This is a genomic window from Filimonas lacunae, assembly GCF_002355595.1.
Taxonomy (GTDB): domain Bacteria; phylum Bacteroidota; class Bacteroidia; order Chitinophagales; family Chitinophagaceae; genus Filimonas; species Filimonas lacunae.
On record NZ_AP017422.1, the window covers coordinates 5,739,483 to 5,764,600 of the forward strand.

At 42.9% G+C, this 25,118-nt stretch carries 22 protein-coding genes; 11 read left to right on the forward strand and 11 right to left on the reverse strand.

Annotated elements, in window-relative coordinates; genetic code table 11:
- Nucleotides 1-48 precede the first annotated feature (48 nt).
- Nucleotides 49-981 (forward strand): DUF4238 domain-containing protein, encoded by a 933-nt coding sequence (locus tag FLA_RS22635; RefSeq protein ID WP_076374621.1) that lies wholly within the window; start codon nucleotides 49-51, stop codon nucleotides 979-981.
- A gap of 1,044 nt (nucleotides 982-2,025) precedes the next feature.
- On the opposite strand, the gene FLA_RS22640 is transcribed toward FLA_RS22635, so the two are convergent.
- A complete protein-coding gene (locus FLA_RS22640; RefSeq protein ID WP_076374623.1) occupies nucleotides 2,026-2,871 on the reverse strand; it encodes a hypothetical protein in 846 nt (281 codons plus the stop codon).
- Nucleotides 2,872-3,127: 256 nt separating this feature from the next.
- On the opposite strand from FLA_RS22640, the gene FLA_RS22645 reads away from it, so the two are divergent.
- From FLA_RS22645 to FLA_RS22665, 5 genes are all read left to right on the forward strand, one after another.
- Entirely contained in the window at nucleotides 3,128-3,715 is a 588-nt protein-coding gene (locus tag FLA_RS22645; RefSeq protein WP_076374625.1) for a hypothetical protein, read from the forward strand.
- A gap of 123 nt (nucleotides 3,716-3,838) precedes the next feature.
- Entirely contained in the window at nucleotides 3,839-4,249 is a 411-nt protein-coding gene (locus tag FLA_RS22650; RefSeq protein WP_076374627.1) for a hypothetical protein, read from the forward strand.
- A 208-nt stretch (nucleotides 4,250-4,457) separates the two neighbouring features.
- Nucleotides 4,458-4,955, forward strand: coding sequence for a DUF4468 domain-containing protein (locus FLA_RS22655; protein ID WP_076374629.1), 498 nt, complete (start codon nucleotides 4,458-4,460; stop codon nucleotides 4,953-4,955).
- Nucleotides 4,956-4,968: 13 nt separating this feature from the next.
- Entirely contained in the window at nucleotides 4,969-5,469 is a 501-nt protein-coding gene (locus FLA_RS22660; protein ID WP_076374631.1) for a protein-tyrosine phosphatase family protein, read from the forward strand.
- Between the two features lie 49 nt (nucleotides 5,470-5,518).
- Nucleotides 5,519-5,797, forward strand: coding sequence for a hypothetical protein (locus tag FLA_RS22665; protein WP_076374633.1), 279 nt, complete (start codon nucleotides 5,519-5,521; stop codon nucleotides 5,795-5,797).
- A 202-nt stretch (nucleotides 5,798-5,999) separates the two neighbouring features.
- Here the strand turns inward: FLA_RS22665 and FLA_RS22670 are convergent, their stop codons facing one another.
- On the reverse strand, nucleotides 6,000-6,692 hold the full coding sequence (locus tag FLA_RS22670) for a class I SAM-dependent methyltransferase (RefSeq protein ID WP_076374635.1): 693 nt from the start codon (nucleotides 6,690-6,692) through the stop codon (nucleotides 6,000-6,002).
- 260 nt (nucleotides 6,693-6,952) lie between these two features.
- Between FLA_RS22670 and FLA_RS22675 the strand changes: the two genes are divergently transcribed.
- A complete protein-coding gene (locus tag FLA_RS22675; protein WP_076374637.1) occupies nucleotides 6,953-8,386 on the forward strand; it encodes a M61 family metallopeptidase in 1,434 nt (477 codons plus the stop codon).
- A gap of 189 nt (nucleotides 8,387-8,575) precedes the next feature.
- On the forward strand, nucleotides 8,576-11,263 hold the full coding sequence (locus tag FLA_RS22680) for a hypothetical protein (protein ID WP_076374639.1): 2,688 nt from the start codon (nucleotides 8,576-8,578) through the stop codon (nucleotides 11,261-11,263).
- Nucleotides 11,264-11,322: 59 nt separating this feature from the next.
- Here the strand turns inward: FLA_RS22680 and FLA_RS22685 are convergent, their stop codons facing one another.
- The 4 genes from FLA_RS22685 to FLA_RS22700 form a co-directional block, all read right to left on the reverse strand.
- On the reverse strand, nucleotides 11,323-12,405 hold the full coding sequence (locus FLA_RS22685; protein ID WP_076374641.1) for an aminotransferase class V-fold PLP-dependent enzyme: 1,083 nt from the start codon (nucleotides 12,403-12,405) through the stop codon (nucleotides 11,323-11,325).
- A 17-nt stretch (nucleotides 12,406-12,422) separates the two neighbouring features.
- Nucleotides 12,423-14,843 carry an ABC transporter permease gene (locus FLA_RS22690; RefSeq protein WP_076374643.1) on the reverse strand — a complete coding sequence of 807 codons (2,421 nt, stop codon included), beginning with the start codon at nucleotides 14,841-14,843 and terminating at the stop codon, nucleotides 12,423-12,425.
- Nucleotides 14,844-15,061: 218 nt separating this feature from the next.
- Nucleotides 15,062-16,099, reverse strand: a complete 1,038-nt coding sequence (locus FLA_RS22695; protein ID WP_076374645.1) for an aldo/keto reductase — start codon at nucleotides 16,097-16,099, stop codon at nucleotides 15,062-15,064.
- Between the two features lie 25 nt (nucleotides 16,100-16,124).
- Complete coding sequence (locus tag FLA_RS22700; protein WP_197705818.1) at nucleotides 16,125-17,492, reverse strand: amidohydrolase family protein; 1,368 nt, start codon at nucleotides 17,490-17,492, stop codon at nucleotides 16,125-16,127.
- Between the two features lie 141 nt (nucleotides 17,493-17,633).
- Here FLA_RS22700 and FLA_RS22705 point away from each other — a divergent pair, with 141 nt between their 5' ends.
- Nucleotides 17,634-18,503, forward strand: a complete 870-nt coding sequence (locus tag FLA_RS22705) for an AraC family transcriptional regulator (RefSeq protein ID WP_076374649.1) — start codon at nucleotides 17,634-17,636, stop codon at nucleotides 18,501-18,503.
- A gap of 126 nt (nucleotides 18,504-18,629) precedes the next feature.
- Here FLA_RS22705 and FLA_RS22710 read toward each other — a convergent pair whose 3' ends face one another.
- From FLA_RS22710 to FLA_RS22730, 5 genes are all read right to left on the reverse strand, one after another.
- Nucleotides 18,630-19,664 carry an alpha/beta hydrolase gene (locus FLA_RS22710; RefSeq protein WP_076377226.1) on the reverse strand — a complete coding sequence of 345 codons (1,035 nt, stop codon included), beginning with the start codon at nucleotides 19,662-19,664 and terminating at the stop codon, nucleotides 18,630-18,632.
- 116 nt (nucleotides 19,665-19,780) lie between these two features.
- Entirely contained in the window at nucleotides 19,781-20,629 is an 849-nt protein-coding gene (locus FLA_RS22715; protein ID WP_076374651.1) for a helix-turn-helix domain-containing protein, read from the reverse strand.
- A gap of 12 nt (nucleotides 20,630-20,641) precedes the next feature.
- On the reverse strand, nucleotides 20,642-21,628 hold the full coding sequence (locus FLA_RS22720; protein WP_084205963.1) for a glycoside hydrolase family 43 protein: 987 nt from the start codon (nucleotides 21,626-21,628) through the stop codon (nucleotides 20,642-20,644).
- An 88-nt stretch (nucleotides 21,629-21,716) separates the two neighbouring features.
- Nucleotides 21,717-22,451, reverse strand: a complete 735-nt coding sequence (locus FLA_RS22725) for a metallophosphoesterase family protein (RefSeq protein ID WP_076374655.1) — start codon at nucleotides 22,449-22,451, stop codon at nucleotides 21,717-21,719.
- 8 nt (nucleotides 22,452-22,459) lie between these two features.
- The gene (locus FLA_RS22730; RefSeq protein WP_076374657.1) at nucleotides 22,460-23,143 is read right to left on the reverse strand and encodes an NUDIX hydrolase; all 684 of its coding nucleotides are present in this window, start codon (nucleotides 23,141-23,143) and stop codon (nucleotides 22,460-22,462) included.
- Between the two features lie 122 nt (nucleotides 23,144-23,265).
- Here FLA_RS22730 and FLA_RS22735 point away from each other — a divergent pair, with 122 nt between their 5' ends.
- Complete coding sequence (locus tag FLA_RS22735) at nucleotides 23,266-24,363, forward strand: sensor histidine kinase (RefSeq protein ID WP_076374659.1); 1,098 nt, start codon at nucleotides 23,266-23,268, stop codon at nucleotides 24,361-24,363.
- Between the two features lie 38 nt (nucleotides 24,364-24,401).
- Complete coding sequence (locus FLA_RS22740) at nucleotides 24,402-25,109, forward strand: LytR/AlgR family response regulator transcription factor (protein WP_076374661.1); 708 nt, start codon at nucleotides 24,402-24,404, stop codon at nucleotides 25,107-25,109.
- Nucleotides 25,110-25,118 lie beyond the last annotated feature (9 nt).

Sequence of the window (25,118 nt, forward strand, 5' to 3'; positions counted from 1 at the left end):
ATCAGGCAATTTTGGTTCAAATAAACTCTAACGATTAATTAAGGCTATATGAAATCTGGGCAACCTAAAAACCATCATTATGTTCCCAAAGTATACTTGAAACGATTCGCTGATGAGAATAGTGACTTCTTTCAATTGTGCAAAAAGTATAAAAGCATTTCAACAAGACACATATCACAAGTCTGTTATGAGAGAGAGTACTTTAAAATTCAGAGAGAGGAAACCAAAGCCACTCAAAATATTCAAGACGAGCATTATATAGAAAAAAACAGTTTTGTTTCACAAGAAAACTCCTTGCCAACACTTGTAGACCTTGTAAGTCAGCAACAATCAACTGCATTTTGGATACCAAAACATCAACTGGAAGCACTTATTGGTACACTGATCACTATAAAACAGCGCAATCCTACACATAGGCAACTTGTAACAAGCTTAATGAAAAGCAAAGTAGCTGCCGGAGAACTCGAAAAAAGAATTACTCCTTACCTTGACCTGGTAGAGAAAATGGACAAAAAAGGCCCTTGGACATCCATAGACACTATAAAAGAGCAGTTCAAAAATGAACCTTCAAAAGCAGAAGATATTTATACTCAAACTTTTTTGGAAAAAAACCCTAAACTGGTACAAAGAGTAACTCAAACACTTTTGCAATCAGCAGTGCAGATATACCATGCACCAGCAGGTCATGAATTTTTCACGTCAGACAATCCTGGCTTTATTGCCTCTGGAGACATCATTTTTAATTTTAGCGGACTTGGCGGACCGTTTACATTTGCATTTCCCCTTAGTTCGTCCGCTTGCCTAATTATTAGTAGCGACAATCCCAGTACAACATTACAACATCATGTCACAATCTATCCTAGAGAATGTACGTCTACACAAGTAGATATGATTAATCAGGCAACAAAAGTAATAGCCCAACATAAAATATTCGCTAAGAGTCGAAACTATATACAACGATTCAAGAGTTTATTTATGTAGTAATGCCAAATACAGATCCACAACAAATAGCAACCCTTATTAATCGAAATCCTACTTTTCACTCTGGCAAATCGCAAAAGACGATAAAATCAAGCAACACTTTGTTCGACATTTGTAAATTCCCGGCTACACTTAAAGCCTTTCAGATTTTCTGGAAGGCTTTTTTATTTCTATTCAGCGTACAAACCCCATATCCCATTTTAAACTATTCATCGGTTGTTGTACCGTTTTTCTGCGGCTAACATAAGTAAGCCGAAGCCTTTATTAGACGAATGTGGGTTGATCCTAAGAAAAGTAAAGGGCAATGGCAGTAGGTTTCCAGAAAACCTGTATGAGGAAAAGTAGTGCTTTCCGCTTCCATATGCTAACGGACGGGCTCTTCGTTTGTACGGACGAGCTGCTCGTCCTATAGGACGAGGCATTGGAAAGCTCTTTCAGGCATTCGGAGCGTGCTTTTTGGGTGCCTATACCATCAGACAAGCTGCTGATTCCTGCAAGCCTAACGCTCGTCCTATAGGATAAGCAGCTCAGCCGTTGTTACGGGCTGCTTATCCTATAGGACGAGGGGCTCAGCACAACAGACGAGCAACAGGTTCTATAGAGCGAGTTGCTCGTCCTATAGGATGAGGCTACGGAAAGCTCCTTTTTTATGAAATCTGAAATAAGGAAAGACCCACTTCTAAAGGCAGCTAAAAGGTTAACCAGCAAGATTTTTATGTAAAACCGAATCTACTTTAATGCTGATTTTTTGCTATTACAATTTACTTTTTAACCCTATTGTAACATTGCTGAAAAAGACAATGGGGTAGGTATATTTACCAACTTTAGGAACAGCTGCCAATACTTGTGCAACGTATGGATATTGTTTAGAATAGCTTTCCAGAGTTCCTGCTTTCACTCCACAACTTTTGTACATGCCCTTTTATACTTCGTAGTCAAAAAATATTCATTTTCTGACTGCAAAAAAACGTCTTGCCTCATTCCTGTTTGTATCGTTCCTAGAAAAAACAAATTAAGCTATCACGGGCAATGCACTGGTGGCTTTTAGCCAGGCAAATCCTTGGGCATGAACTTGATAGGGTCATCCATCTTAACCTGCCATTTCTCATTAGGCATATAATCATCAAGAAAAATCTCCTTAAATCCATCAATGAATAAATAAGAATCAAAGTCCACGAAGAAGACCATCCTAACACCATCCTCTATAAGTTTTCTCGCTTCCTCATTATTAATTTTATCCTCGCCAATCGCACTCAAAAAAGAAACAATCTGCCTGTCATCGACATTATAAACGTTACCGCGAAAGACAAATTCCTGATTACGAACCTCAAAGGAACGGTCATACTTTCCGTAATTCAATATCCAATAAGCTATAGGCATTAAATAAAAGGAATAACTACCCTCGAATCTGATAGCACCAAGCAGATAATTGTGATCTAATTTCTCGTTGGTAGTTTGCGGCAATGGCTGTCCCATGAGTGCTTCCGTGTTCTTTTTCGACTCTTCAGAGGCATCCATCTTTCTTCGCAAAGGCTTTTTACCAGAAACCCGAACACTCAAAAGGAGTAATCCCCCGGAAAAAAGAACACTCAACCAAAAGTCCCTTACAGGTTTTTCCTCCGGAAAAAGCACTACAGACTTACCTTCTTCAATAATCACATCAACCTGCTCTCCCACATTATGTGACGTACCAAATATTCCAGCTACTTTTTTGTTGTACACTTTACCACGATATTCGAAACTTGCATACGAACCCGACTCTTGCTGACCAGACAGGTGGGAGATCGTTGCAAGCACGTGCTCACCATGCTCATAGACGTGCAATCGGTCTCCTGCTTGCTTAATAAGGAAAATAGATGCAAGCATGATAACATATATAACGATTTTCATGAGGTGAATATAATTAGAATCAAAACTTAGGGGGTGCTTTTCTATAAAACATTCCCAATTAGATTATTCAGCAGTTTTATTTATGAGCTAACTATCCTTAGCAAAGTACTACCTATCTGCTTTTCACTCTGGCAAATCGTAAAAGGCAATAAAATCAAAAAGTACTTTGTTCGACATCTGTATATTCGCGGCTACACTTAAAAGTCTCTCAAATATTTGGGAGACTTTTAAGTGTACTTTACAGCCCCCCCCACATATGAAGGATTTAAAGCACAACCCTACCAACCGCGCAAGCTATCTTTTCATCCTATTTCTGACACTTTTCACTTCACATTTTTCATTTACTGGCACAGCTCAAACAATACCTAATTGGGCTGATACTGTTATTGCACTAACAAAAGAACTGAAAACAAGCACACTAAGTTTTAAATATCCAGATCAATGGGATTTACAAAAGATGAAGGACGAATACAGTGCTGTTTATTCTGTAACGCCAGACCCTATGAAAAACAGCTCTATCAAAACCTTCCAGATTAACCAGATGAAAAAGCAAGGACTCTCTTTCAATGAATTTATCAAAATGGCATTGGAACGCAAACCAGACGAAGGGTCCGTAAAGTGGAAAGTAATAAACAAGCGAAAAAGCACCTTTAAAAATAATCAAGCACTGCAATTTCAACTACTATACGAGGAAGAAGATCCCACACTTTCAAGTGTGTATCTAATCAATGGTAAACAATTTTTCTATATGGTCATTATTGTAAACCACAAAGAAAAAGACGCTCTTGCTCTTTGCATGGACAAAACAACAGCTGCTATGCTTGCATCCATTATACTGAAATAAGGAATACTCATTCACGAAAACCCAACTACCTTTACAATAATTACTTTTATCAAATCGTAATACTACTATTACCCATTCTTAAATAAGCGGGAACAAAGTTATCTTACTCTACAAAAACACTTTATGCATAACAAACGCATCATAACATTAACAACCTTGTTTATAATAGTAAGTGCATTCCAGGATATAGCTTCAACAAAGAAACTAATCGTTGGAAGCTGGATTTTTGAGAAATTTGACTTCCCCAATTACATTTCACCTAACAGTGAGGAAGCACGTAATGCCAATAAAACCAATAAAGGATTGGTAGTTACATTTACCGCAGACAACCAGTTTATATCCTCCCAACCCGGCGGCATTAAAGCCAACAATGCACATCACGTTTACCGGCTCTTAAAAGATGGAAAACATCTGGTAATAGGTTCAACCAAAGCAGGTGATACCCTGGAAATAGATAAAGTGGATGCATTTCACCTTGTATTGTATTCAGAAGGCAGACCTGGCATTTATTTTTCCAGGAAACCTGCACACTAACTCTCAGAATATATAGGAAAAGAGTCTAAGCAGACACCTTAACAAAGAATTAATTTGAAGGGTATACACCTAAGATTTTCTTTTTAGCAGCTTTACATATTCAGTTGTTTCTGCGAATAAGATCTTCCTTCAAAAGATCGCTCGTATGTCAATAATCTGAGCGTCATGAGAAAGGCTTATTCACAAAACTACTTTTCATCTTAAAAACATGAAACACATAATCCTTATCTTTCTTGCAGCCCCATTCTTTTCTTTTGCTCAAAATCCGGAGCTACATATTATAAATGGCCACTACCTGCATGAAAGTACTTTCTCTATACCCGGAAAATCCAAATCAATATTATATCAAATAGCCAATCAATGGGTGGCAACAGACATCAAAGATCAAAGAAGAATCAGTCAAACAGATTCAAAAGATACAGGAAAGATCATTGAAAAAATAAGGTTCAACACCCTTTACGAAGGCGGAACAGATTTAATCAACGAAACAACCGTTACCATCGAATGCAGTAATGAGAAAATTAAAATAAAACTATCTAATTTCCAATACTCTATAGGTAGTGACACCTCTAAAGTGATCATTGACAATATCATCCAATTTGCAGCCCCAGAACAGATTGCCAGACACAGGATGTGGTATCCGATTGACAGAACGGCAACTGAGATCATTGCCAATTTCAGAACATGGTTAAAAAGCAAGCTATAACACTAACAACAATATGCCCACAAAAATTTATTGGATACATCAATTTCCCAATAACGCACGACTAGGTATTATGCCACGCCCCCGGGGTGCAGATTGGCTGGCAGACGAGGTAATACACCTTAAACGTCAACAAGTAACTGTCCTTGTGTCCTTATTGGAAAGCACAGAAATACACGAACTGGAACTACAGGAAGAAAATGCGGAGTGCATGATTAAAGACAGAAGCATTCCACCTGACGCTACCGGCTTTGTCAAAAATCTATTGCAAAAAGTCAATAACGGAGAATCCATTGTTATTCATTGCAGAATGGGTATAGGCAGGGCCTCAATTATTGCTGCGAACATTTTACTACTGAATGGCTATACCGCCGACCAGGCGCTCGCCAACATCAGCAAAGCACGCGGTTTGAAAGCTCCTGATACAGAAGAACAAATAGCTTGGCTAAGAAAACAGGAAAGACAATCTTACTACCCAACCCAGAAGATACTGGACACGATGGCACCTATAAAGTAAAGCACATAGCCCCTTCCTCAATACGCTAAAATATGCTATCTTCCTGTATATGAAAACAAGCCACCTGGTCAAAATAATCCTGCTAACCATTCCTGCCATTACCCTGTTATATGTTTTCCTGCTTAGAGATAGAATAGAAGGAGGTACCGGAATCGGCGGTGGCTCTTACGATCTCACAAAAACGTTCACTGCTATTGCAATCGGGTTATACCTGTTAGTACTAAATTTATTTTTACTCATTCAGAATGCGCAGGCAAATAAATTCTTTCTGCTTGGTGGCGGAGTAATGCTTATGATTACTGTTATTATAGCTGTCCGTACTTTTTAACACATCGCTATATTATCCCTCAGCCCCCCTCTTTTATACCTACCGTTTGTTTTCATGATGACCCGTGCTATTCTTACAATACCTAAAGAAAGCATTTCAAAAATGTGGCATATGCAAGCTACTTCCTCCATGGCTATGCAATTTGCGCGCACGGCGCGGAGCTTTGCATATGTCACACTTTCGAAAACCGAACTCTTTTCTATTAATATACATTTAGCACGTAATACGAATCTACCGCTTCCTGCCCCGTATAATTAGGCCCCGCTTTATCGTCAGCACCTATATATGTAAGACTAAAATGAATATTGCGCGTTCCTTTACAACGCACTAATTTTCTACGCGCATTGTAATCAATATCATTTTCCCGGAATAACGTCTTCAAATACTGATGATCTTTATCCCCTTCAATTTTAATACTATTCCAATCCAAATCGGCTATTAACATCCCATTACTCTTAACCGCTTTTAAAGCTACAGACAATGCCTTTAGTTTATCCCCGATGTAATGTATACCATGCACACAGGTAACAAGATCATACTGCTCTTCATTGTTCCAATGCACCAAAGAAGCAGTTATAAACCGAAGACAGTTAACTGAGGGTGGAATCATCTGAAAATCACCCACCAGATCAACACCGGTTAAGGTAACGTTATCCTGACTTTCTGCCACCTTTAGTCGCTCCGCATATTGAAGCAGCGCATTTCCTTCACCACAACATAGATCCAACCATTTTGCATGCCCCTGCTGCTTTAAACAATCATCCAGAAACTCTTCCGGATTAAACTTTAATTCACGCTCATAACTATTAACACCACTGGCATTTCGCTTCCGGTTCATCCTGTTGTTAGCCACAATGGGTGACCATACCAGCTCTTCTTCTGTTAATAACTTCATAGTATACAAATATAAAACTTAAACAAGCCGTAAGTAGTCCCCCATCACCCTAAACGCACTTATACCCAAAACCAGATATTTCAGTTAATACTTGTTAATATCAGTAAAGTGTTTACGAATACCTGGTAATAATTTGCTGCTTACAGCAACTATTCAACACTATGTCTTTTCTAAAACTACTACTGCCCGCTATAATACTGGCATGCACCGTACATCTCTCATCCCGGGCACAACCCGCACAGTTCCACTACACCGTATCCATGCCACAACCGCAATCACATCAGCTGCACATCCAGCTTATCGCAACCGGCATTACCCAAAGCATCACCGATTTTACTATGCCTTCCTGGATGCCCGGTTATTACCAATTACTGAATTACGCCGGTAAAGTGTCTGGCTTTGCAGCTACTGACAACAATCACCAGCCACTTAGTTGGGAAAAAACCGGGCATAGCACCTGGCGGGTCATACACAGTGCCGGTAGCGCTATACACCTGGAATACGACGTTAATGCCAGCACCAATTTTGTAGCACAACCCTGGCTGGATAGCACCCATGCTTATATAGCACCTACCGGGGTGTTCCTGTATCCGGCAGGCTACCTGCAAAGTGCTGTTAGCCTTACGGTTCAACCCGCGGCACAATGGCCCAACATAGCCACTGGATTGGCAAAAACCAATACCAATACTTTCCACGCAAACAATTTTGATATATTATACGACTCGCCCATTCTAATAGGCCAGTTGGAGTCAACACCTTCTTTTACCGTAAAAGGCATTCCGCATTATTTTACAGGCTGGCGCATCGGCAACTTTGACAAACAACAGCTCAGTAATGATTTACAAAAAATGATTACCAGTGCAGCAAACATCATTGGCGAAATACCTTATCCCCATTATACCTTCCTTGCCATTGGCCCCGGCCGGGGTGGTATTGAACACCTGAACTCTACTACTATCAGTTTCTCGGGCGAACACCTGAACACACCTGAAGGCAGAGAACAGATGCTCAGTTTTATGGCACACGAATATTTCCATCACTATAATGTAAAAAGAATAAGACCTGTTGCATTAGGCCCGTTCGATTACACCAGGGAAAACATCACCAACATGCTATGGGTATCGGAAGGGCTTACGGTTTATTATGAGTACATTGTTCTACGTCGCGCAGGGCTCATGACTACAGAAAGCCTGTTGCAAAACCTGCAACATAACATAGCTGCTTACGAAAACACATCTGGCCGCCTTTACCAGTCGCTCACACAGGCAAGCGCAGAAACCTGGCATGACGGACCTTTTGGCCGTTCTCCCGATTCCACCATCTCTTATTATCAAAAAGGTCCGGCAATGGGCATGTTACTGGATTTTGCTATCCGCAACGCTACTAACAACAACAAATCGCTCGATGATGTAATGCGCACATTGTATTACCGGTTTTATAAAGAAAAACAAAGAGGTTTTACAGATAAAGAGTTTCAGCAGGTATGCGAAGCTACCGCCGGCATCAAACTGGATGAATTCTTTGAGTATATCTATACTGTTAAAACACCCGACTATACCAAATACCTTGGATATGGTGGCATTGCTATAGATCTGCAAACAACCTCTTCTAATAAAAAAATATATTCCTTATCGTTTATCAGGGAGGTTACTCCTTTACAGGAGGCTATCCGAAAAAGCTGGCAGGGATTATAAATAAATACCGGGCAACCCGGTACTTTTAAAGTACCGGGTTGCCCGTAATCCTTCCTGGTTAATAAAAGCGCTTTTGTTTATTTATCTACAACTATTTTTCATCACGAAAACCCTATTTGGAGCACATACACCGCATCGGGTACATTTGCATGGTAAGTATTTCTAACCAATTAAAAACACTTGTAACCTATGGCGGTAGATTCGTTTAACACCAGAACGGGTGCAGTTACACTCAATGCTACAGATGTAAACAACGCCCTTTCTTTTACTCCTGAAAACACAGCTAATAAAAAAACAACCGGCACATTAGGCAGCAGCACCAGCCTGTTTCCAGCCGAAGCAGTAGTAAAATCTTATGTAGATGACCTGGTAGATGGAGAAGACCTGGAACTCGTAAACAACCACCTGCGTTTTAAAAATTACCTGTCCACCAACCAGGCGCTCAAAAGAATTATCATCAGAAGTGCAGCCAGCTTTGCCAATTTACAGGCGCAGTTTACAGGCAACACCAATTGTATTTTTGAAATCAGGTATGAGCATGATTTTGGTGGCACCGCTACGGCAGGCTATCCTACACTTACTATCCCGGCAAACAGCTGCCTGTATTTTAACGGAGGGTTGTTTAAAAATGGCATCGTAGCCTTCAGCAACACCTACCTGAAAACACCTTTTCTTTACAGGATATTCGACAACATTACGTTTACCGGCAATTGCCTGAATGATGAAATTTACCCGGAATACTTTGGCGCAAAAGGCGATGGTAGCAATGACGATACAGCCGCCATCAGAAGCGCAACTTTATTTACCAGCAACACCGGCACTACTACGGTAAAATTCACCAGGATCAAGTACAAGGTAACCGAGCCACTATTCGCTTCTAAAGCAAGCATTACCCATTTCTGCTGGCAGGGCGTAAGGGAAGAGAAGGGGCATAACTCCAATTCATCTAACCGTTACCGGGTAAACATTTCGTATGAACCTGCGTCCACTGTTTCTTTAAACGATTACATGATCATACTGGATGGCATGCAATCTGCCAGCCCCAACATTCGTCTGGCGCCTCCTATCATCAAAAACCTTTCCTTCCTGGCTACCAATGGCGGTAACATCCTTAAAATCGACAGCAACGGCTATCAATCTCCTGTATTAGGCACACTCATCACCGATTGTAGTTTCTTTGGTAAAAGCAAACCATTACCTGAATACCAGGCCATTAACATTACACTCGAAAATCAATACCTGATTCACTTAGATAGCCTGATGGAGCACACTTTACGCAGGTTATCTGTTACCAATGGAACCTATGGCATTTACCTGAAGGATAACGACGATGGCAGTTATGAAGATATCAGGTTAGGAGGTCAGTTTATCCCCATATATCTTGCTGAAAGTAAGTTCGACACACTGTTTCAGCGCTTCAGAAATATTGAAATAGAATCTTCCTCCGGCGCCCATATTGTACATGCAGGACAACCGGCAATTTTTGAAAACTGCCATCTGGAGCAAGGCAGTCAAACATTAACCACACTTACAGATACTGCCATTCCGGAAGCGGATAGAATCACCTGCGCCACCACAGCCTATTCTAATGTAGTTGTATTTACAGCATCCATGACTAATGTGCTGTTCCCCAACGTATCTGTGTTACGACTCACTTATACCAATGGCGAAAAACAATACCTGGTAGTAAAATCAGTAAGCGATAAAAATGTAACGGTGTATGCCAACAACTACAGCACCGATGACACCTATGCCACTACTATATTCAAAACCGCATCCGGCATATCAGTTGAGCGTGTGCACTCGCAACTGTATGTTAACATTGAACAAAGCAGCTATCTGGGCAACATATCCTTCCAGGGTAAAGAGAACGTACCTGTAGCTATTGTTCAAACCAGCAAAAACGATATTGTATTCAACAACTGTGATAACAGTAACCACAACGGCCTACCCCTGCAAATTGTAAATAACCGGCAAATTGTAGGCACTTATCCGCAGTCAGGCGTAGTAAAATGCATTAACAATGCCCGTGGTCTGGTAGGCAACACGGTTTCACACCCATTTTGCATAGCCGAGTCCAGCGAATATTTCCTGGCAAACGAAGAAAGCACCGATGGCAGAAGATTTGCTATGCGCGGCAGCACTGACCATCTTTTGTTTGATAACAAATGGCAGTTCACCACTAAAAACATGGGCCGCGGTGGCGGATGGCATAATGAAAGAAATGAAATAAAACTGATTACCGGCGAAGAAGGCACTTCTCAAACCTATTATGCCTGGTATACCAATACCATAACCGGACAAACAAAGTCTATTACCAGTGAAGACTGCTATTTACGCATTAAAGTAATTGGCAAAGCAGAAACAGGCAGTGAAACGGTATATATAAAAGCTTACATCAACAACCTGACCCCGGTAACCCTTGGAACAATTACCTTTTCCACAGCTTTACAAACCTACGAGCTGATAGTAAAGAATCCGTTTGCTGTAGCCGACCGTGCCTACTGTATACTGGAAGCCACCACCAACGCCACTTCCGGCACCGGCAATAAAGTATTGATTGCCGGCATCAGCGCCGAAAAAACAAGCCTGCCCTCACTCACAGGCGTTGTAGCGCCCGACGGTAACATTACTGCACCCCCAGGCACTATTTACCTGAAAAAAGGAGGTAGCTCCGGCGAGGTGATCTATGTAAAGCAGTCAGGAACCGGAAACACAGGCTGGTTCAATATCAGCGCGCATACTACCACTGCTGTATCAGCCGACAATGCTTCTGCACCAGGCAGCAGTTATTCCCAAACAGAAGTGCAGTCCATTCTTACCGAGCTACGCGATCTTAAAACCAAGATGCGTGCCGCCGGCTTATTAGCCAGTTAACACCTGCACTACCCACCCTTAAAAAACCAATAAGCCCCGGATAACCGGGGCTTATTTTATTATTTATCCATTACCTCCAGCAGTTGCTGTAGCTCCTGTTTTGTATTATAATAATGCAAAGACACTCTTAATCCCGTGCCCCTGTTCACACCAATGATGTTAGCAGCACGTATTGCCTCCTTTACTCTATCCGATACCTGTATTGTAAAAATAGGTGCATGCTGTTTGCGCATGCTGATAGCCGCATCAATTACACCACGCTCTGTAAAAGCCTTCATAGCCTTTGCTGATAAAAGATCAATGTGTTGTAACAATTGTTCTTCTCCCCATTCCTGCCTTAAACGAATGGCCTGCCCTAAGCTTCCATAACTAATAAAGTCAAGATGACCAGGTTCAAACTGTAAGGCCAGTTTATTCTTCTCTTTCAGAAACAACTCATTGGGGCCTGACAATTGCTGCGCCTTTGTATATAAACGCGCTGCAGCTTCCTCCTTCACTAACACCACGCCATTACCATACCCACCCGACAGCCATTTATAACCACTGGCTAACACAATGTCAATAGCTGTGTCTTCAAAATGAAAGGCAGTAGTGCCAAAGTATTGTGTAGCATCTGCCACTATCAGCAAGGAAGGGTAAGCAGCTTTAATAGCAGCAAACAAATCCAGGTTCAGCGTAATGCCATTCAGATAATGCGTGATGCTGCAAGCCAGCATCGTAGGTCGAAAACGCTTTACCGCTTCCAGTATCCGTTGTTCCAGTTGTTCATACAGGAGCAGGGAAATAAACTCATGTTCCCATCCCCTGCTTTTTACCTGGTAGGTGATAGAAGGATAATCATCCTGTAACAACAACACACGCTGGGGGCCTTCCAGCCCATCCAGCACCTTCCCAAAACCAAACGACATGTTAGGCACCAGGAAAGTATAGCCGGGCTTTGCATGAAAATACCCGGCAATGGTTTGTCGGGCATCTTCCACAATAGCATTACCGGTAGTGCTTCTGAATTCACTGGCGCCTATGCTAAACTGACGATCCGTTTCGCGTCGCCATTCCATTAGCGGAACAGATAATAAGCCGGCGTTGGCTGTATTTAAATATGTGCAGGTTTCTAATACCGGAAACAGTGGAGAAAAGTTCATAAGTAAATATAAGTAATCTACTCACTTTTCAAACTCTTCACCGGGTTGGTTAAAGCTGCTTTTATCGATTGAAAACTAATAGTAACCAAAGCAATGCCTACCGAAGCCACTGCCGCCAGCCCCACTATCCACCATTGGATATTTTGCCGGTAAGCAAAACCCTGCAACCATTCATGCATAGCCAGCCATGCCAGTGGTGTAGCTACCAGTATAGCTATTACCACCAACTTAATAAAATCGGCCGATAGCAGGGTTACAATAGTGCGCACATTGGCCCCCAGCACTTTGCGTATCCCTATTTCTTTGGTGCGCTGCTCGGCTGCATAAGCAGCCAGTCCAAACAAACCTAAACAGGCTATCACAATAGCCAGCGTGGTAAACGCCACAGAAATAGTACTTACCCTTTGCTCTGCACGGTAATCGGCATCAAAATCCTCATCCATAAAAGTATAATCAAACTGGCGGTGCGGTGCCAGGCTACTCCATTGCGCTTTAATACGATCTATGGTACCAGCTGCTCCCATACCACTTACTTTAACCGTTAATGACGTGTTTTCACGTCCGTAGAATAATGTAAGCGGCGTGATATTATCCCGGAGCGAGCTAAAGTTAAAATCTTTGATCACCCCTATCACATGATAGGTTTTAGTAGTTTTCAACATATTATCCTGCGGCATTATCAACTCCTGCTGCAAAGCATTTCCCCCCATCATCCTCGCTGCTGTTTCATTTACAATAATAGCCAACGAATCCATACCCATTTCCTGCGAAAAATTTCTGCCCGCTTTCAATTGAATACCCAGCGTAGGCACATAACTTTCATCCACCACCCACACCTGCGACGAAATAGCTTTATCATGTTCCAATGCAGCCGATCTAAATAAAACAGTACTGTTCCGGTAAGAAGATGTAGGTAAAAACCCCGTCATAGTAGCCCCACTAACCCCTTGTATCTTTTTCACTTCCTGCTTAAATACCTCTGCATTGTTCCCTAAATCACCCAGGTGATGCACTACCAGCATTTGCTCCCGGTTATAACCCAGGTCTTTATTACGGATATACGCTATCTGGTTATAAATAACCAGTGTACCAATAATCAGGAAAACAGAAATAGCAAACTGAAACACTACCAGTAAACTTCTTAGCCTGCCGCCTTTAAAACCAGCACTTAACTTACCCTTCAACACCTCTACCGGTTGAAAGCCCGACAGGAAAAAAGCAGGATAGGAACCCGCTACACAACCTACCACTATCACTGTAAGCAACAATGCCGGAACCAGCCATTTCAACGACTGCACACTAATGCTGATATTCTTACCGGAAACATGGTTAAACAAAGGCATTAACAAAGCCGCCACCAGCACTGCCAGTATAGCCGCCACAAAAGTGATGAGTATAGATTCTGATAAAAATTGTGCTATCAATTGCTTTCTTGGCGAGCCTAATACTTTGCGCACGCCTACTTCCCTTGCCCGGTTGGCGGAGCGGGCAGTAGACAGGTTCATAAAATTTACACAGGCAATCAATAGTATAAAAGCCGCTATCACCGAGAAGATGTATACATATTGCATATTACCGTTCCTGCCCATCTCACCTACCCGGTTAGAGTGCAAATGAATTTCCTTTACTGGTGTAAGGTTCATCCGGTAATAATTACCGCTTCTTTCAAAAGCATCTATATCCAGGTGCATAAGGCTTTGCAGCTGTGGCCCTGCATACTTACGCATAATCTGTGCAAACACCGGTTCAAAGGCTGCCTTCTTAACGTCAGGCTTCAGCAGCACATACGTAACAAAATTATTACTCAGCCATGCTTCTTCCCTACCTTCTTCCAGTGAAGCCATAGACAGGAACAGATCAAAATTAAAATGCGATTGTACCGGCATATCATGTATCACACCGGTTACTTTATAGGGAATACTGTCATCCAGTAGCAGCGTTTTACCCACTGCATGCACATCATCAAAATATTTTTTAGCAGTGGTTTCATTGATCACAACCGTACGGGGTTCTACCAATGCCCTACCTGCATCGCCCTCTATCATACCTAGCGTAAAAACAGAAAACAAAGTAGAATCTACAAACACCACCCGATGCTCCTGTATGTCCTGCGCACCTTTCCGTACATTAAAAGCTCCCTTCTCCCTAAACCGTACTACTGTTTCTACCTGCGGATAGTTCTGCATCAAAACGCCAGCCAGTGGGGCCGGAGAAGTAGTATACGATTTTTCATTACCTCCAAACTTGATATCGTTGTTGATACGAAATATCCTGTCGGCTTTTATATGGTATTGATCATAGCTTAACTCATCAGCCACATAGTACACAATCAGCATACAGGTGGCCAGGCCCAGGGCCAAACCAATAATATTAATAGCCGTAAACCCCTTTCTTTTTTTCAGGGAGCGGAACGCAATCTTCAGATAGTTAAACAGCATATGAGATAATTATCTATGAAAAACTACGAACTATCTACAAAATAGCGTTCCAATTATATAAGCAGCTCATTTTCAAGCCACAGAGCAAGCTGCACAGGGCGTACATTGTATCATAACCGAACAAGGAGAGTACGCAACCAGACAACACCCTGTTCCCCGATATAAAAATACCCGGCATTCACTGCCGGGCATTACGCACTATCCCCCAATCACGCTTTTTAATAAAATTGAGGTGGCGGGTTCAGCTTCAGATTCTGACGCTGATGCCAGTAAGGATAAATAGTAGGCACTTCGCTGGCCTTATCCAGTTTTTGTACCTGCTCAGTGGTTAAGTTCCAACCTACTGCACCCAGGTTCTGCTTCAATTGCTCCTCGTTGCGGGCGCCAATGATGATAGAAGAAACTGTGGGTCTTTGCAGCAACCAATTCAACGAAATCTGCGCAACTGTTTTACCGGTTTCTGCTGCCACTTCCTCCAATGCATCTGTAATGCTATACAGCACTTCTTCCGGCACAGCCATGTCCGGCACCGGGCTGCCACCTTGCGCCACACGGGTATCTTTAGGCACGGGTTTATTACGGCCATACCTGCCGCCCAGGCGACCAGCTGCTAACGGACTCCATATAATACTGCCCACTTTCTGATCCAGGCCTAATGGCATCAGCTCCCACTCGTATTCCCTGTTGGCCAGCGAATAATATACCTGGTGCGCCACATAGCGGTTCCAACCATATTTTTCAGATACCGCCAATGACTTCATCAAATGCCAGCCGGAAAAATTAGAACAGGCTATGTAACGTACTTTACCACTCGCTACCAGATCATCTAACGTACGCAGGGTTTCTTCCACAGGCGTGTTGCCATCAAAGCCGTGCATATGGTATACATCAATATAATCAGTGCCTAATCTTTTCAGGCTGCCTTCTATCTGCCTTACCAGGTGATAACGGGAAGAGCCCTGATTGTTAGGCCCCTGGCCAAACGTAAAAGTAGCCTTGGTAGAGATCAATACTTTATCACGTATGCCTTTCAACGCCTTGCCTAAAATTTCTTCCGACAAGCCATCTGAATAAATATCTGCTGTATCAAAAAAGTTCACCCCTGCATCCATACAAAGATTCACCAAACGTGTAGCTTCTTCTACTTGTGTGGCACCCCATGCTTTAAAAAACTCCCCATTTCCCCCAAACGTAGCGGTACCAAAGCTTAGCACAGGTACTTCCAAACCCGAAGCACCTAATTGTCTGTATTCCATAATTGCGATTTATGTGATTTACTGATTAGTTTTTTGCCAATGGCCCTTTACTCACTTCTTTACCGGCCTTGTACACCGCTTCAATGGTTCTGGTGTTTTTGATGTTCACTTCCGGGTTACTACCCAATATAATAAAATCAGCCACCTTACCTTTTTCCAGCGTACCATATTGCTGATCTATCTTCAACACTTTAGCCGCATTTCTAGTAGCCACTGTAATAGCCTGTAAAGGTGTAAGCCCTGCCTGCACCATCAATTCCAGTTCCAGGTGTTCCGAAAAACCTTGTGCCCGTAAAGGCATAGCGCCGGAATCAGTACCCAATGCCACCAGTATACCCGCAGAAGAAATTTTTTCCAGGTTACGCAGTGCCATTTCAAAAGCAGCCACCTTTACCGGGTAGTCAGGTGCATTCTTTAATTTATCCTGGTAAGCCTGCGAAGTGATCATTTCATATACACCCGGCTCCAGCGATTTTTTAAAGAACGGATCATTGATCCACTCCGGCTTGCGTGCATAGATATAAGCAAATTCATCCAGCGATAAAGTAGGTATATACACTACGCCTTTTTCTTTCATAGCTGCCAGCAATGTATCATCAACCACCTTATCCCGAATGCTATGACCTATAATATCCAAACCATCTGCCACCAGTTGTTTGGCATCAGACAAATAATACAGGTGTGATGCAACACGCAGTTTTCTTTTATGGGCTTCTTCAATGATCTTCCGATAAATATCCGGCGATAGTTTTTGAGCGTATTTGCCATTGAAATCATCTACCCACATTTTAACTACTGTTGGCGACAGCTTAGCCACACTATCCATTTCCGGCACCACCTGCTCCGGAGTAGCAGGCCTGAACACCTTATCCATAGCAAACGATAATGGCGGCGCTCCATCTACCGCACCAAAACCATAGCCGGCAGTATGCAGCCGGGCGCCTGGCATCAAACCTTTCTCAGAAGAATCGCGCAGGCCGCTTTCAAACAGCATAGGCCTGTCTGTTCCCATTACCAATATATTACCTATGCCATAATCTTCATACTTATGCAACTGCGCCAGTATATTGGTGCGTGTGTAGTTCTCCGGCTTAGTAGTGGTATCTTTTAAGGTTCCCACATGCACATGCGCACTTATCAGCGCCGGCATAATGGTTTTGCCGCCCAGGTCCAACACCGTAGCATCTCCCTCTTCCAGACCTGCCCCTATTGCCGCAATAGTGTCGCCCTGTATCAGTATATCCGTCATGGGCACCGGCATGCCGCCATTGCCATCAATGAGGGTTACATGTTTCAGCAATACCTTGTTATTGTCTTTATTGTGGCAGGCTGTTAATAAAATGCCTGCACAAACCGCTGTTACTAATCCCTTTATCATTTGTTTCATCATCATTGTATTGTAGTACAGGTGCATTTTCCCACAACAACACTGCCACATTTTCCACTATACCCACGCGCTGCCCAATGTTAAAATTAGCGCTGCCCGCAGGGGCGCACCTTGTATTTTGCCCACATAAACTTGTATTTTTATAACATGACCAGGCTAAAACAATTCGAACCCCTTGCAATTCACGACTTTGAAGAAGCAGAGTTTCATCTGCCGGTACACAGCCACACCTATTACGAGATCATTTACATTCACAACGGCTGTGGCATTCATCACCTCAACAACAACCAGTTACCTTATAAAGAAGGCGATATTTTTTTGTTATCCCCGGAAGATGAGCACTACTTTGAAATAGAGAAGAGTACCCGTTTTACTTATATCAAGTTTACCGACGATTATTTCAGCAATAACAATTACCTGGCTCCCACTGCGTGGACACATATGCGCCCCGAAGCAGTGATGCAACACAAATTGCTGAAAGAAATGAAACTGCAGTTTAACGAACCATGCAGAAGCATTTTAAAAAATACCATTGACAATATAGTCGCGTATAACTGCCGTAAAGATGTGGGCAGCTCTGCTATCATGTTCTTCCAGATACTATCCATATTCGGACTGGTAAGAGAAGGACTGGTAAAAATGGATGTACACCTGAATAACAGCCTGCCTGATAAAGAAAAGCTGTTATCCTACATACACCAGCATATATACGAACCCCATACCGTGCAGGTAAAACAAATAGCGGCACACTTTAATATTGCCCCTAATTATTTCAGCGCTTACTTCAAAAGAAACTTCGACATGAGTTATAAGGAGTACCTGAACAATTACCGCACGCGCCTGATAGAGAAACGCTTTACCAATGGCGGATTAACCTTAAAGCAAATAGCCAGCGAATTCGGCTTTACAGATGAAAGCCACTTATCTAAATTCTTTAAAAAGAAAACAGAGCAAAACCCCAGCAGTTACAGAAAGAACAATGTACCTGCAAACGATAGAGTAAGCTTACCCGCATAAAAAATTTTATTGATAAAAGCATAAGCCATCTGTAATAAGATGGCTTATGCTTTTATACAACGCTATTAACAAAGAAAAAGGCCGTCTTTTACAAGACAGCCTTTTGTGTGTATGCACCCCAAACCCCTATTTTAAACTTCTTTTTATTTCAGCAGCCGCTTGCAACAATACAGCGTGTGTGCCTGGTACTTGTGCTAAAGGATTTAATAAACCCCAGTCGTGAATCATACCCTGGTTGCGTACTAAGGTAACAGGTACACCAGCAGCATCCATTTTGCGGGCATAAGCTTCGCCTTCGTCACGCAGTACATCATTCTCAGCAACTTCTACCAAAGCAGGAGGTAAACCTTTTAATTGTTCAGCAGTAGCCTGTAAAGGAGAAGCATAAATTTCTTTACGCTGCGCCGTATCAGTGGTGTAATTATCCCAAAACCATATCATCATGTTACGGGTTAAAAAGCGACCGGTAGCAAACTGATAGTAAGAGCCGGTTTCAAAGCTGGCATCTGTTACAGGCCATAACAGCACTTGTAATTTAATTTCAGGGCCTTTTTTATCTTTCGCCATCAGCGCTACTACAGCAGCCATATTACCACCTACGCTGTTACCTGCTACCGCCAGTCTTTTACTATCTACATTAATTTCTTTACCATGTGCAGCAACCCATTTAGTAGCAGCATAAGCCTGGTTAATAGCTACCGGGTAATGTGCTTCCGGTGAAGGTGTATAATCTACAAACACCGCAACAGCACCCGAATTCACAACCAGATCACGTACTAAACGCTGGTGGGTAGGAAAGTCGCCCAGTACCCAGCCACCACCATGAAAGAACATGAATACAGGAAGTACACCATTATTATTAGCAGGACGAACGATGTGCAGTTTCACTGTCAGTCCGTCTTCTGTAATTGTTTTTTCCGTTACCGTAATGCCCGACAAATCTACTTTCACAGAGTTTTGTGCGCCCACCAATACAGCCCTGGCTTCTGTTGGCGTCATTTGTTCCATCGGCTTACCAGTGCCGGAGTTCAATACATTTAAGAAGGCTTTGGTGTTGCTTTCAATAGCAGGATCAGTAGCCGGATTAGAAGGTGTTACTGTTTGTGCGTTGGCAGTAACTAAAGCAGAAGCTATCACAGTAGACAATAAAAGCTTTTTCATTTTGCGTATCATTTAGTTTGTATGTCATTGATTTGATAACACAAAACTAGCTGAGCCGCTGCCCCTGTACAATGTATGAATGGCTACTTCCGTTGTACTTTTCCCCCCTTCGCTATTTATACCCCGGAACTCTGATAAGATTTACGAAAATGCTGTGGTGACACCTCTACATGGTTGGTGAACAAGCGTATAAAATAAGCAGGATCATCATAACCTAACTTATAACCCACTTCTTTTACACTAAGCTCGGTATGCGCCAGCAGGCGTTTCGCTTCCAGTATAATGCGATCTTTAATAATATCGTTAGGCGTGTCTTTGCTGTATTTGGCAATGCGTTTCTGCAATGCTTTAGGCGTCATATTTAATAACGCCGCATAATCTGCTACGCTATGGCGGGTAATATAGTGTGCTTCTACCAGCTGGCTAAAGCGACGGGCAAACTCTACCTCCTGCCGGTTTTCCAGGCTTGCTACCTGGTGCGCCTGCTTCCACAAACGGGTGGAGCGGATAATGATTTGCTTTAACAGGATGCGCAGCATTTCTTCCATGCCGCTTTCCTCCTGTTGCATCTCGGTTTTTATTTCTGTAAAAATACCCTGCATTAAAGCGCTTTGCGCTGCATCCAGGTACACTACAGGTATCTCATATATATTATGGAATAAAATGCCATCACAGGCCACTTCGGCATCGTGCATTTCCACGCAATAAAAGTCTTTATTATAAAACAACATGGCCCCGTTGCAAAGCGCTTCGTCAAACTGGTACCATTGGCCACCCTGCACAAAAAATAAGGCGTCCTGCTCCAGATGGTAGGCTTTAAAGTCCACCTGGATAGAACCGCCTGCTTTTAAAAAGATGATTTTAATAAAGTCGTGATAGGAAGCCAGCTTACCTTCTTCAATATTGTTGCTGTCTATATCGGTATATCCTAATTTCTTGATTTCAAACTGACGTAATTGCTCCATACACCCGGAATTCTACCTTAAAGGTAGCGGTTTTGGCGCAACTCCCTCTTTCGTAATCACCACCGGCAGTATCAATCCCTTGTCGTCAAACCGCATCACCTCAATACAGGTTTCCCGGTGGTCGCGGTGTTTATCGCCCAGCGGACGGCGGTGGTATACGATATACCATTCATCTTTACCCGGCACCTGTATTACGGAATGATGCCCTGCACTGGTGGCCACCTTTGGGTCTTGCTGCAACACCACCCCTATGCGCTGAAAAGGACCAAAAGGCGAATCGGAGATAGCATAGGCCACCCGGTAATCCGGACCGCCCCAGCCGCCTTCACTCCACATAAAATAATACTTGTTATTACGCACAAACATAAAAGGCCCCTCCACATACCCTTGCGGCGTTACCTCTTTAAACAGGCTACCATCCGGCAAAGGCTCCAGTCCTGTAAAATCATCTTTCAATCGTACCACGTTACAATGCTGCCATCCGCCATAGAACATATAATAATGCCCGTCAGCATTTTTAAACACAAATTGATCAATAGGTTGCGCCCCATTTACAATGGTATCTATTAATGGCTTACCCAGGTAATCGGTAAACGGGCCGGATGGTTTGTCTGCCACAGCTACGCCAATACCGCCTACTTCTCCGGCATGCACATCGTTGGCGCTGAAAAAGAAATAATATTTTTCGCCTTTCTGCACCACGGCCGGCGCCCACATGGCCTTGTTAGCCCAGTGTACATGCTGTGTGTCTAATACGTGGGAATGCTTTGTCCAATGCACCAGGTCGGGCGAAGAAAAGGCATCAAAAAACACCTGATCTTCGTACAAAGCAGAAAAAGTAGGGTAAATCCAATACTGGTGCTGAAACACCGCTCCTTCCGGATCGGCATACCAGCCCTCAAAAGCAGGGTTATGATGATATACAACACTATCAGCCGCCTGTGCAGCCAGCCGGGGATAACCGGTAAGCAATAGTATGGTGAAGAATAGTATCCGCATCTTTACTTTTTCAGATAAAAATGGACAATTCTGCCTATAAAATCAGGAATCTCGTCATCGTTAACAATTGCATTAACGATTACAAGATTTAGTATTTATTCCGTCCGTTTTCGTTCGGATACAAGGTTGGCACCGGATCACTTTGCCATACCTGTTTGGTATCAATATCCATAGCCGACAACTTACCGTAATAAGCAGCTCCCGTATCTATATTCCACACATTGCAGGCATTCATCGGCTCTTCTACATCATAGTTGAGCGTAGGCGTATGCCCAATGTATATTTCATGAAAAATCTTTAATCTTTTAGGATACAGGTTAGAATGCGTTTGAATACGCTTGTCCATTACCAACGCCATTTCCCACAGGGTTCTGTCCCAGTAGTAATTGGTGCTGTAATGTTCTTTTTCCGGGCCGTGCATAGAAGCAAAACCAGCATGTATAAAAAGACGGTTCTGTTCATCAACGAAGTAGTGTTGCATGCGGTTAAAAAAAGCCAGGTGTATGGGCCACTCTTCGGCAGCGACTTTTTCATAGCTGGTTACCGTAGCCACGCCACCATTCATTTGCCAGTAACTATCGGGCAATGCACCATGTAGCCACTGCTCGCACCAGGCATCGTGGTTGCCTTTGATAAAAGTGCAGCTATAGTCCCTGTCCAGCTGCATCAGGTAGGCTATCACTTCTGCCGATTCGGACCAGCCATCTACATAATCCCCTAAAAAAATCAACCGGTCTTCTTCTTTCTTAGGTTGTATGCGTTCTATCAATTGTACCAGTGCTTTATAAGCACCATGAATATCTCCTATTACATATACTGCCATAACCGTAATTATATACCTACACTTAATTGAAACTGATTTTTTTTGAGCTTTTTATTAAACCGGTACAGGTCAGGATGCCTGTTCTGTAATCCATCGCGCTTGGTACCGGTGTTAATGATGTATTCCGAATCGAGGATCTTTCTGCGGAAGTTGCGGCGATCGATAGTAATATCCAGTATGCATTCATACAGCTCGTGCAACTCTGTCATGGTAAATAATTCATCCAATAGCTCAAAGCCTATAGGCATGTATAATATTTTAGACTGCAGGCGCTGCAAAGCCATTTTAAAGATCTCTTTATGATCAAAGCCCAATGCCGGTATCTTTTTTACCGGAAACCAGACCACATCGTTCGCCATTTGCCCGGCAGTAACGGTAAACTTGTGCGGGTTCACCAATGCATAATAAGCTACCGAAATAGCCCGCCCCCTTGGATCGCGGTCGGGATTATCGAAAGAATACAATTGTTCCAGGTATACATTATCCATGCCCAGCTTGGTTTGCAACACCCGTGAGCAGGTTTGCAAAAATGTTTCGTCCATTTGCACAAACGCCCCGGGCAGCACCCAGGTGTTGGCAAAAGGTTCGGCATTCCTGTTCAGCAGCAACACAGATAATTCATTTTCGTGATACCCAAAAACCACCAGGTCAACTGCTAAGGAAGGATTCTTGTATGATTGAAATGCTTTCATTACTCTTTGCGTTATAAGCACACAAATAAACCTAATTTCCCGCACAAAACGTACTTAACAATTGATTATATGCGTTGTTACGAGGCAAACTCCTAATTTACAACCTTATTAGGCCTACATCCATGAAAACAAGAATTGCAACAGTGCTGGCACATATTACCGGCTGGCTGGTGTTTTTATACCTGCCTTTGCTGTTTATCAGCGGGCAAAACGATAGCGTTTCCCTGGCTACACTGGTATTTTCCACTCCTTACTGGGCGTTTGCCTGCACCTATATAGCCGTATTCTATATCCATTCGTATGTGTTGATTCCGTTGGCTCAACAGCGAAAACAACCCATTGTGTATGGTGCAGCTATAGTGCTGCTGCTGGTGGCCATTTACTACCTGCGCCCGTTCGATCACCTGGTATCGCACTTTTCACGAACTGCCGCTGCACCCACCCCAGGCCCTATGCCTTTTCCAGGCGAGCCGCCACCACCCGGCCCCATAGGCCCACGCGGCGGCAACATGCCGCACCATGCCCCTATATTCGATATCATGAGCCTGATATTGTATTTCCTGTTATTGATTTTAAGCTGGGGCATTAAAATAACCGACAACTGGAAAACAGCTACCGAGCGCGAAGCCCGTGCCGAAGCGGATAAAGCCAGTGCTGAGCTTTCGTTTTTAAAAGCACAAATTAACCCGCACTTCCTGTTCAATACCCTCAACAACATCTATGCGCTTACCATTAAAACCAGCCCCGAAGCAGCCGATTCTATTTTAAAGCTGGCTAAAATAATGCGCTATATCACCAACGAAGCCCATCGAGATTATGTGCCTTTGCAAAACGAACTGGAATGTATAGCCGATTTTATTGCTATTCAACAACTGAGGCTGGGCGCTAAAACCCAGGTGGCGTTCACCATCAACGGGCAGGCAGGCAGTCATTTAATAGCCCCGCTGATTATGATGACCTATATAGAAAATGCTTTTAAATATGGCATCAGCAAACAAGAGGCATCAATTATACAAATAGAGATATCTATAGAAAAGGACGTAATCACCTTGCTTTGCCGTAACCGGGCCTTTATTAACATACATCCCGAAGAAAGCACAGGCATAGGTATTGCCAATACACAAAAAAGGCTAACGCATTTATACAATGGTAAACATACGATAGCCATCAGCAACCAGGAGGGATATTTTACGGTAAACCTTACCCTGGCGTTACAGTAGGCCTTTTTTGTACATTTAGTGAGCTATAAAAAATAACTATGCCGTTGCGATGCATTGCTATTGACGACGAACCACTGGCACTGGAGGTGATCCGCGACTTTGCAGAACGGATAAACGAAATGGAGCTGGTAGCTGCTTTTGAAGATGCCGTTTCGGCCAGTGAGTTTATCAGAACCACCGGTAATATCGATCTTATCCTGATAGATATACAAATGCCGGCTATCACCGGTATACAGCTGATTCAATCGTTGCAGCACAAACCTTTATTTATATTCACCACCGCTTATAAGGAATTTGCTTTTGAAGGTTTTGAAATGAACGCAGTGGATTACCTGTTAAAACCCATTGCTTTTGAGCGCTTTGAAAAAGCCATTACCAAAGCCATTGACATGCACCGGCTAAAACAACAAAAGCCTTCCTTACCGGAAGGCTCGCTGATGGTGTATGCTGAATACAACATGGTGAAAATTAACTATGTGGATATTGAATATATAGAAAGTGTTCAGGACTATATACGCATCCATATCAAAAACAGCAAACCCATTATGACGCTGTTACCGCTGAAAAAAGTGCTGGAGAAACTACCCGAACAATTGTTTCAGCGCATTCACCGCAGCTATATAGTAGCCGTGAATGAGATACAGGCCATCTTACACAAAAAGATAAAACTCACCTCCGGCACCGAGCTTCCCGTAGGAGAAAGCTATGCCAGCTTTATCCGTTCGTGGAAACAACAGGGCCAGTAAAAAATGGCA

What these genes read in the sequence shown, in the direction of transcription:
- FLA_RS22730 (WP_076374657.1), bottom strand. Translation starts at nt 23,143, where the DNA reads ATGAAAGCATTTCAATCATACAAGAATCCTTCCTTAGCAGTTGACCTG.
- FLA_RS22675 (WP_076374637.1), top strand. Translation starts at nt 6,953, where the DNA reads ATGCCACAACCGCAATCACATCAGCTGCACATCCAGCTTATCGCAACC.
- FLA_RS22660 (WP_076374631.1), top strand. Translation starts at nt 4,969, where the DNA reads ATGCCCACAAAAATTTATTGGATACATCAATTTCCCAATAACGCACGA.
- FLA_RS22680 (WP_076374639.1), top strand. Translation starts at nt 8,576, where the DNA reads ATGGCGGTAGATTCGTTTAACACCAGAACGGGTGCAGTTACACTCAAT.
- FLA_RS22720 (WP_084205963.1), bottom strand. Translation starts at nt 21,628, where the DNA reads ATGCGGATACTATTCTTCACCATACTATTGCTTACCGGTTATCCCCGG.
- FLA_RS22695 (WP_076374645.1), bottom strand. Translation starts at nt 16,099, where the DNA reads ATGGAATACAGACAATTAGGTGCTTCGGGTTTGGAAGTACCTGTGCTA.
- FLA_RS22705 (WP_076374649.1), top strand. Translation starts at nt 17,634, where the DNA reads ATGACCAGGCTAAAACAATTCGAACCCCTTGCAATTCACGACTTTGAA.
- FLA_RS22670 (WP_076374635.1), bottom strand. Translation starts at nt 6,692, where the DNA reads ATGAAGTTATTAACAGAAGAAGAGCTGGTATGGTCACCCATTGTGGCT.
- FLA_RS22690 (WP_076374643.1), bottom strand. Translation starts at nt 14,843, where the DNA reads ATGCTGTTTAACTATCTGAAGATTGCGTTCCGCTCCCTGAAAAAAAGA.
- FLA_RS22645 (WP_076374625.1), top strand. Translation starts at nt 3,128, where the DNA reads ATGAAGGATTTAAAGCACAACCCTACCAACCGCGCAAGCTATCTTTTC.
- FLA_RS22710 (WP_076377226.1), bottom strand. Translation starts at nt 19,664, where the DNA reads ATGAAAAAGCTTTTATTGTCTACTGTGATAGCTTCTGCTTTAGTTACT.
- FLA_RS22740 (WP_076374661.1), top strand. Translation starts at nt 24,402, where the DNA reads ATGCCGTTGCGATGCATTGCTATTGACGACGAACCACTGGCACTGGAG.
- FLA_RS22735 (WP_076374659.1), top strand. Translation starts at nt 23,266, where the DNA reads ATGAAAACAAGAATTGCAACAGTGCTGGCACATATTACCGGCTGGCTG.
- FLA_RS22700 (WP_197705818.1), bottom strand. Translation starts at nt 17,492, where the DNA reads ATGATGATGAAACAAATGATAAAGGGATTAGTAACAGCGGTTTGTGCA.
- FLA_RS22640 (WP_076374623.1), bottom strand. Translation starts at nt 2,871, where the DNA reads ATGAAAATCGTTATATATGTTATCATGCTTGCATCTATTTTCCTTATT.
- FLA_RS22665 (WP_076374633.1), top strand. Translation starts at nt 5,519, where the DNA reads ATGAAAACAAGCCACCTGGTCAAAATAATCCTGCTAACCATTCCTGCC.
- FLA_RS22715 (WP_076374651.1), bottom strand. Translation starts at nt 20,629, where the DNA reads ATGGAGCAATTACGTCAGTTTGAAATCAAGAAATTAGGATATACCGAT.
- FLA_RS22725 (WP_076374655.1), bottom strand. Translation starts at nt 22,451, where the DNA reads ATGGCAGTATATGTAATAGGAGATATTCATGGTGCTTATAAAGCACTG.
- FLA_RS22650 (WP_076374627.1), top strand. Translation starts at nt 3,839, where the DNA reads ATGCATAACAAACGCATCATAACATTAACAACCTTGTTTATAATAGTA.
- FLA_RS22635 (WP_076374621.1), top strand. Translation starts at nt 49, where the DNA reads ATGAAATCTGGGCAACCTAAAAACCATCATTATGTTCCCAAAGTATAC.
- FLA_RS22655 (WP_076374629.1), top strand. Translation starts at nt 4,458, where the DNA reads ATGAAACACATAATCCTTATCTTTCTTGCAGCCCCATTCTTTTCTTTT.
- FLA_RS22685 (WP_076374641.1), bottom strand. Translation starts at nt 12,405, where the DNA reads ATGAACTTTTCTCCACTGTTTCCGGTATTAGAAACCTGCACATATTTA.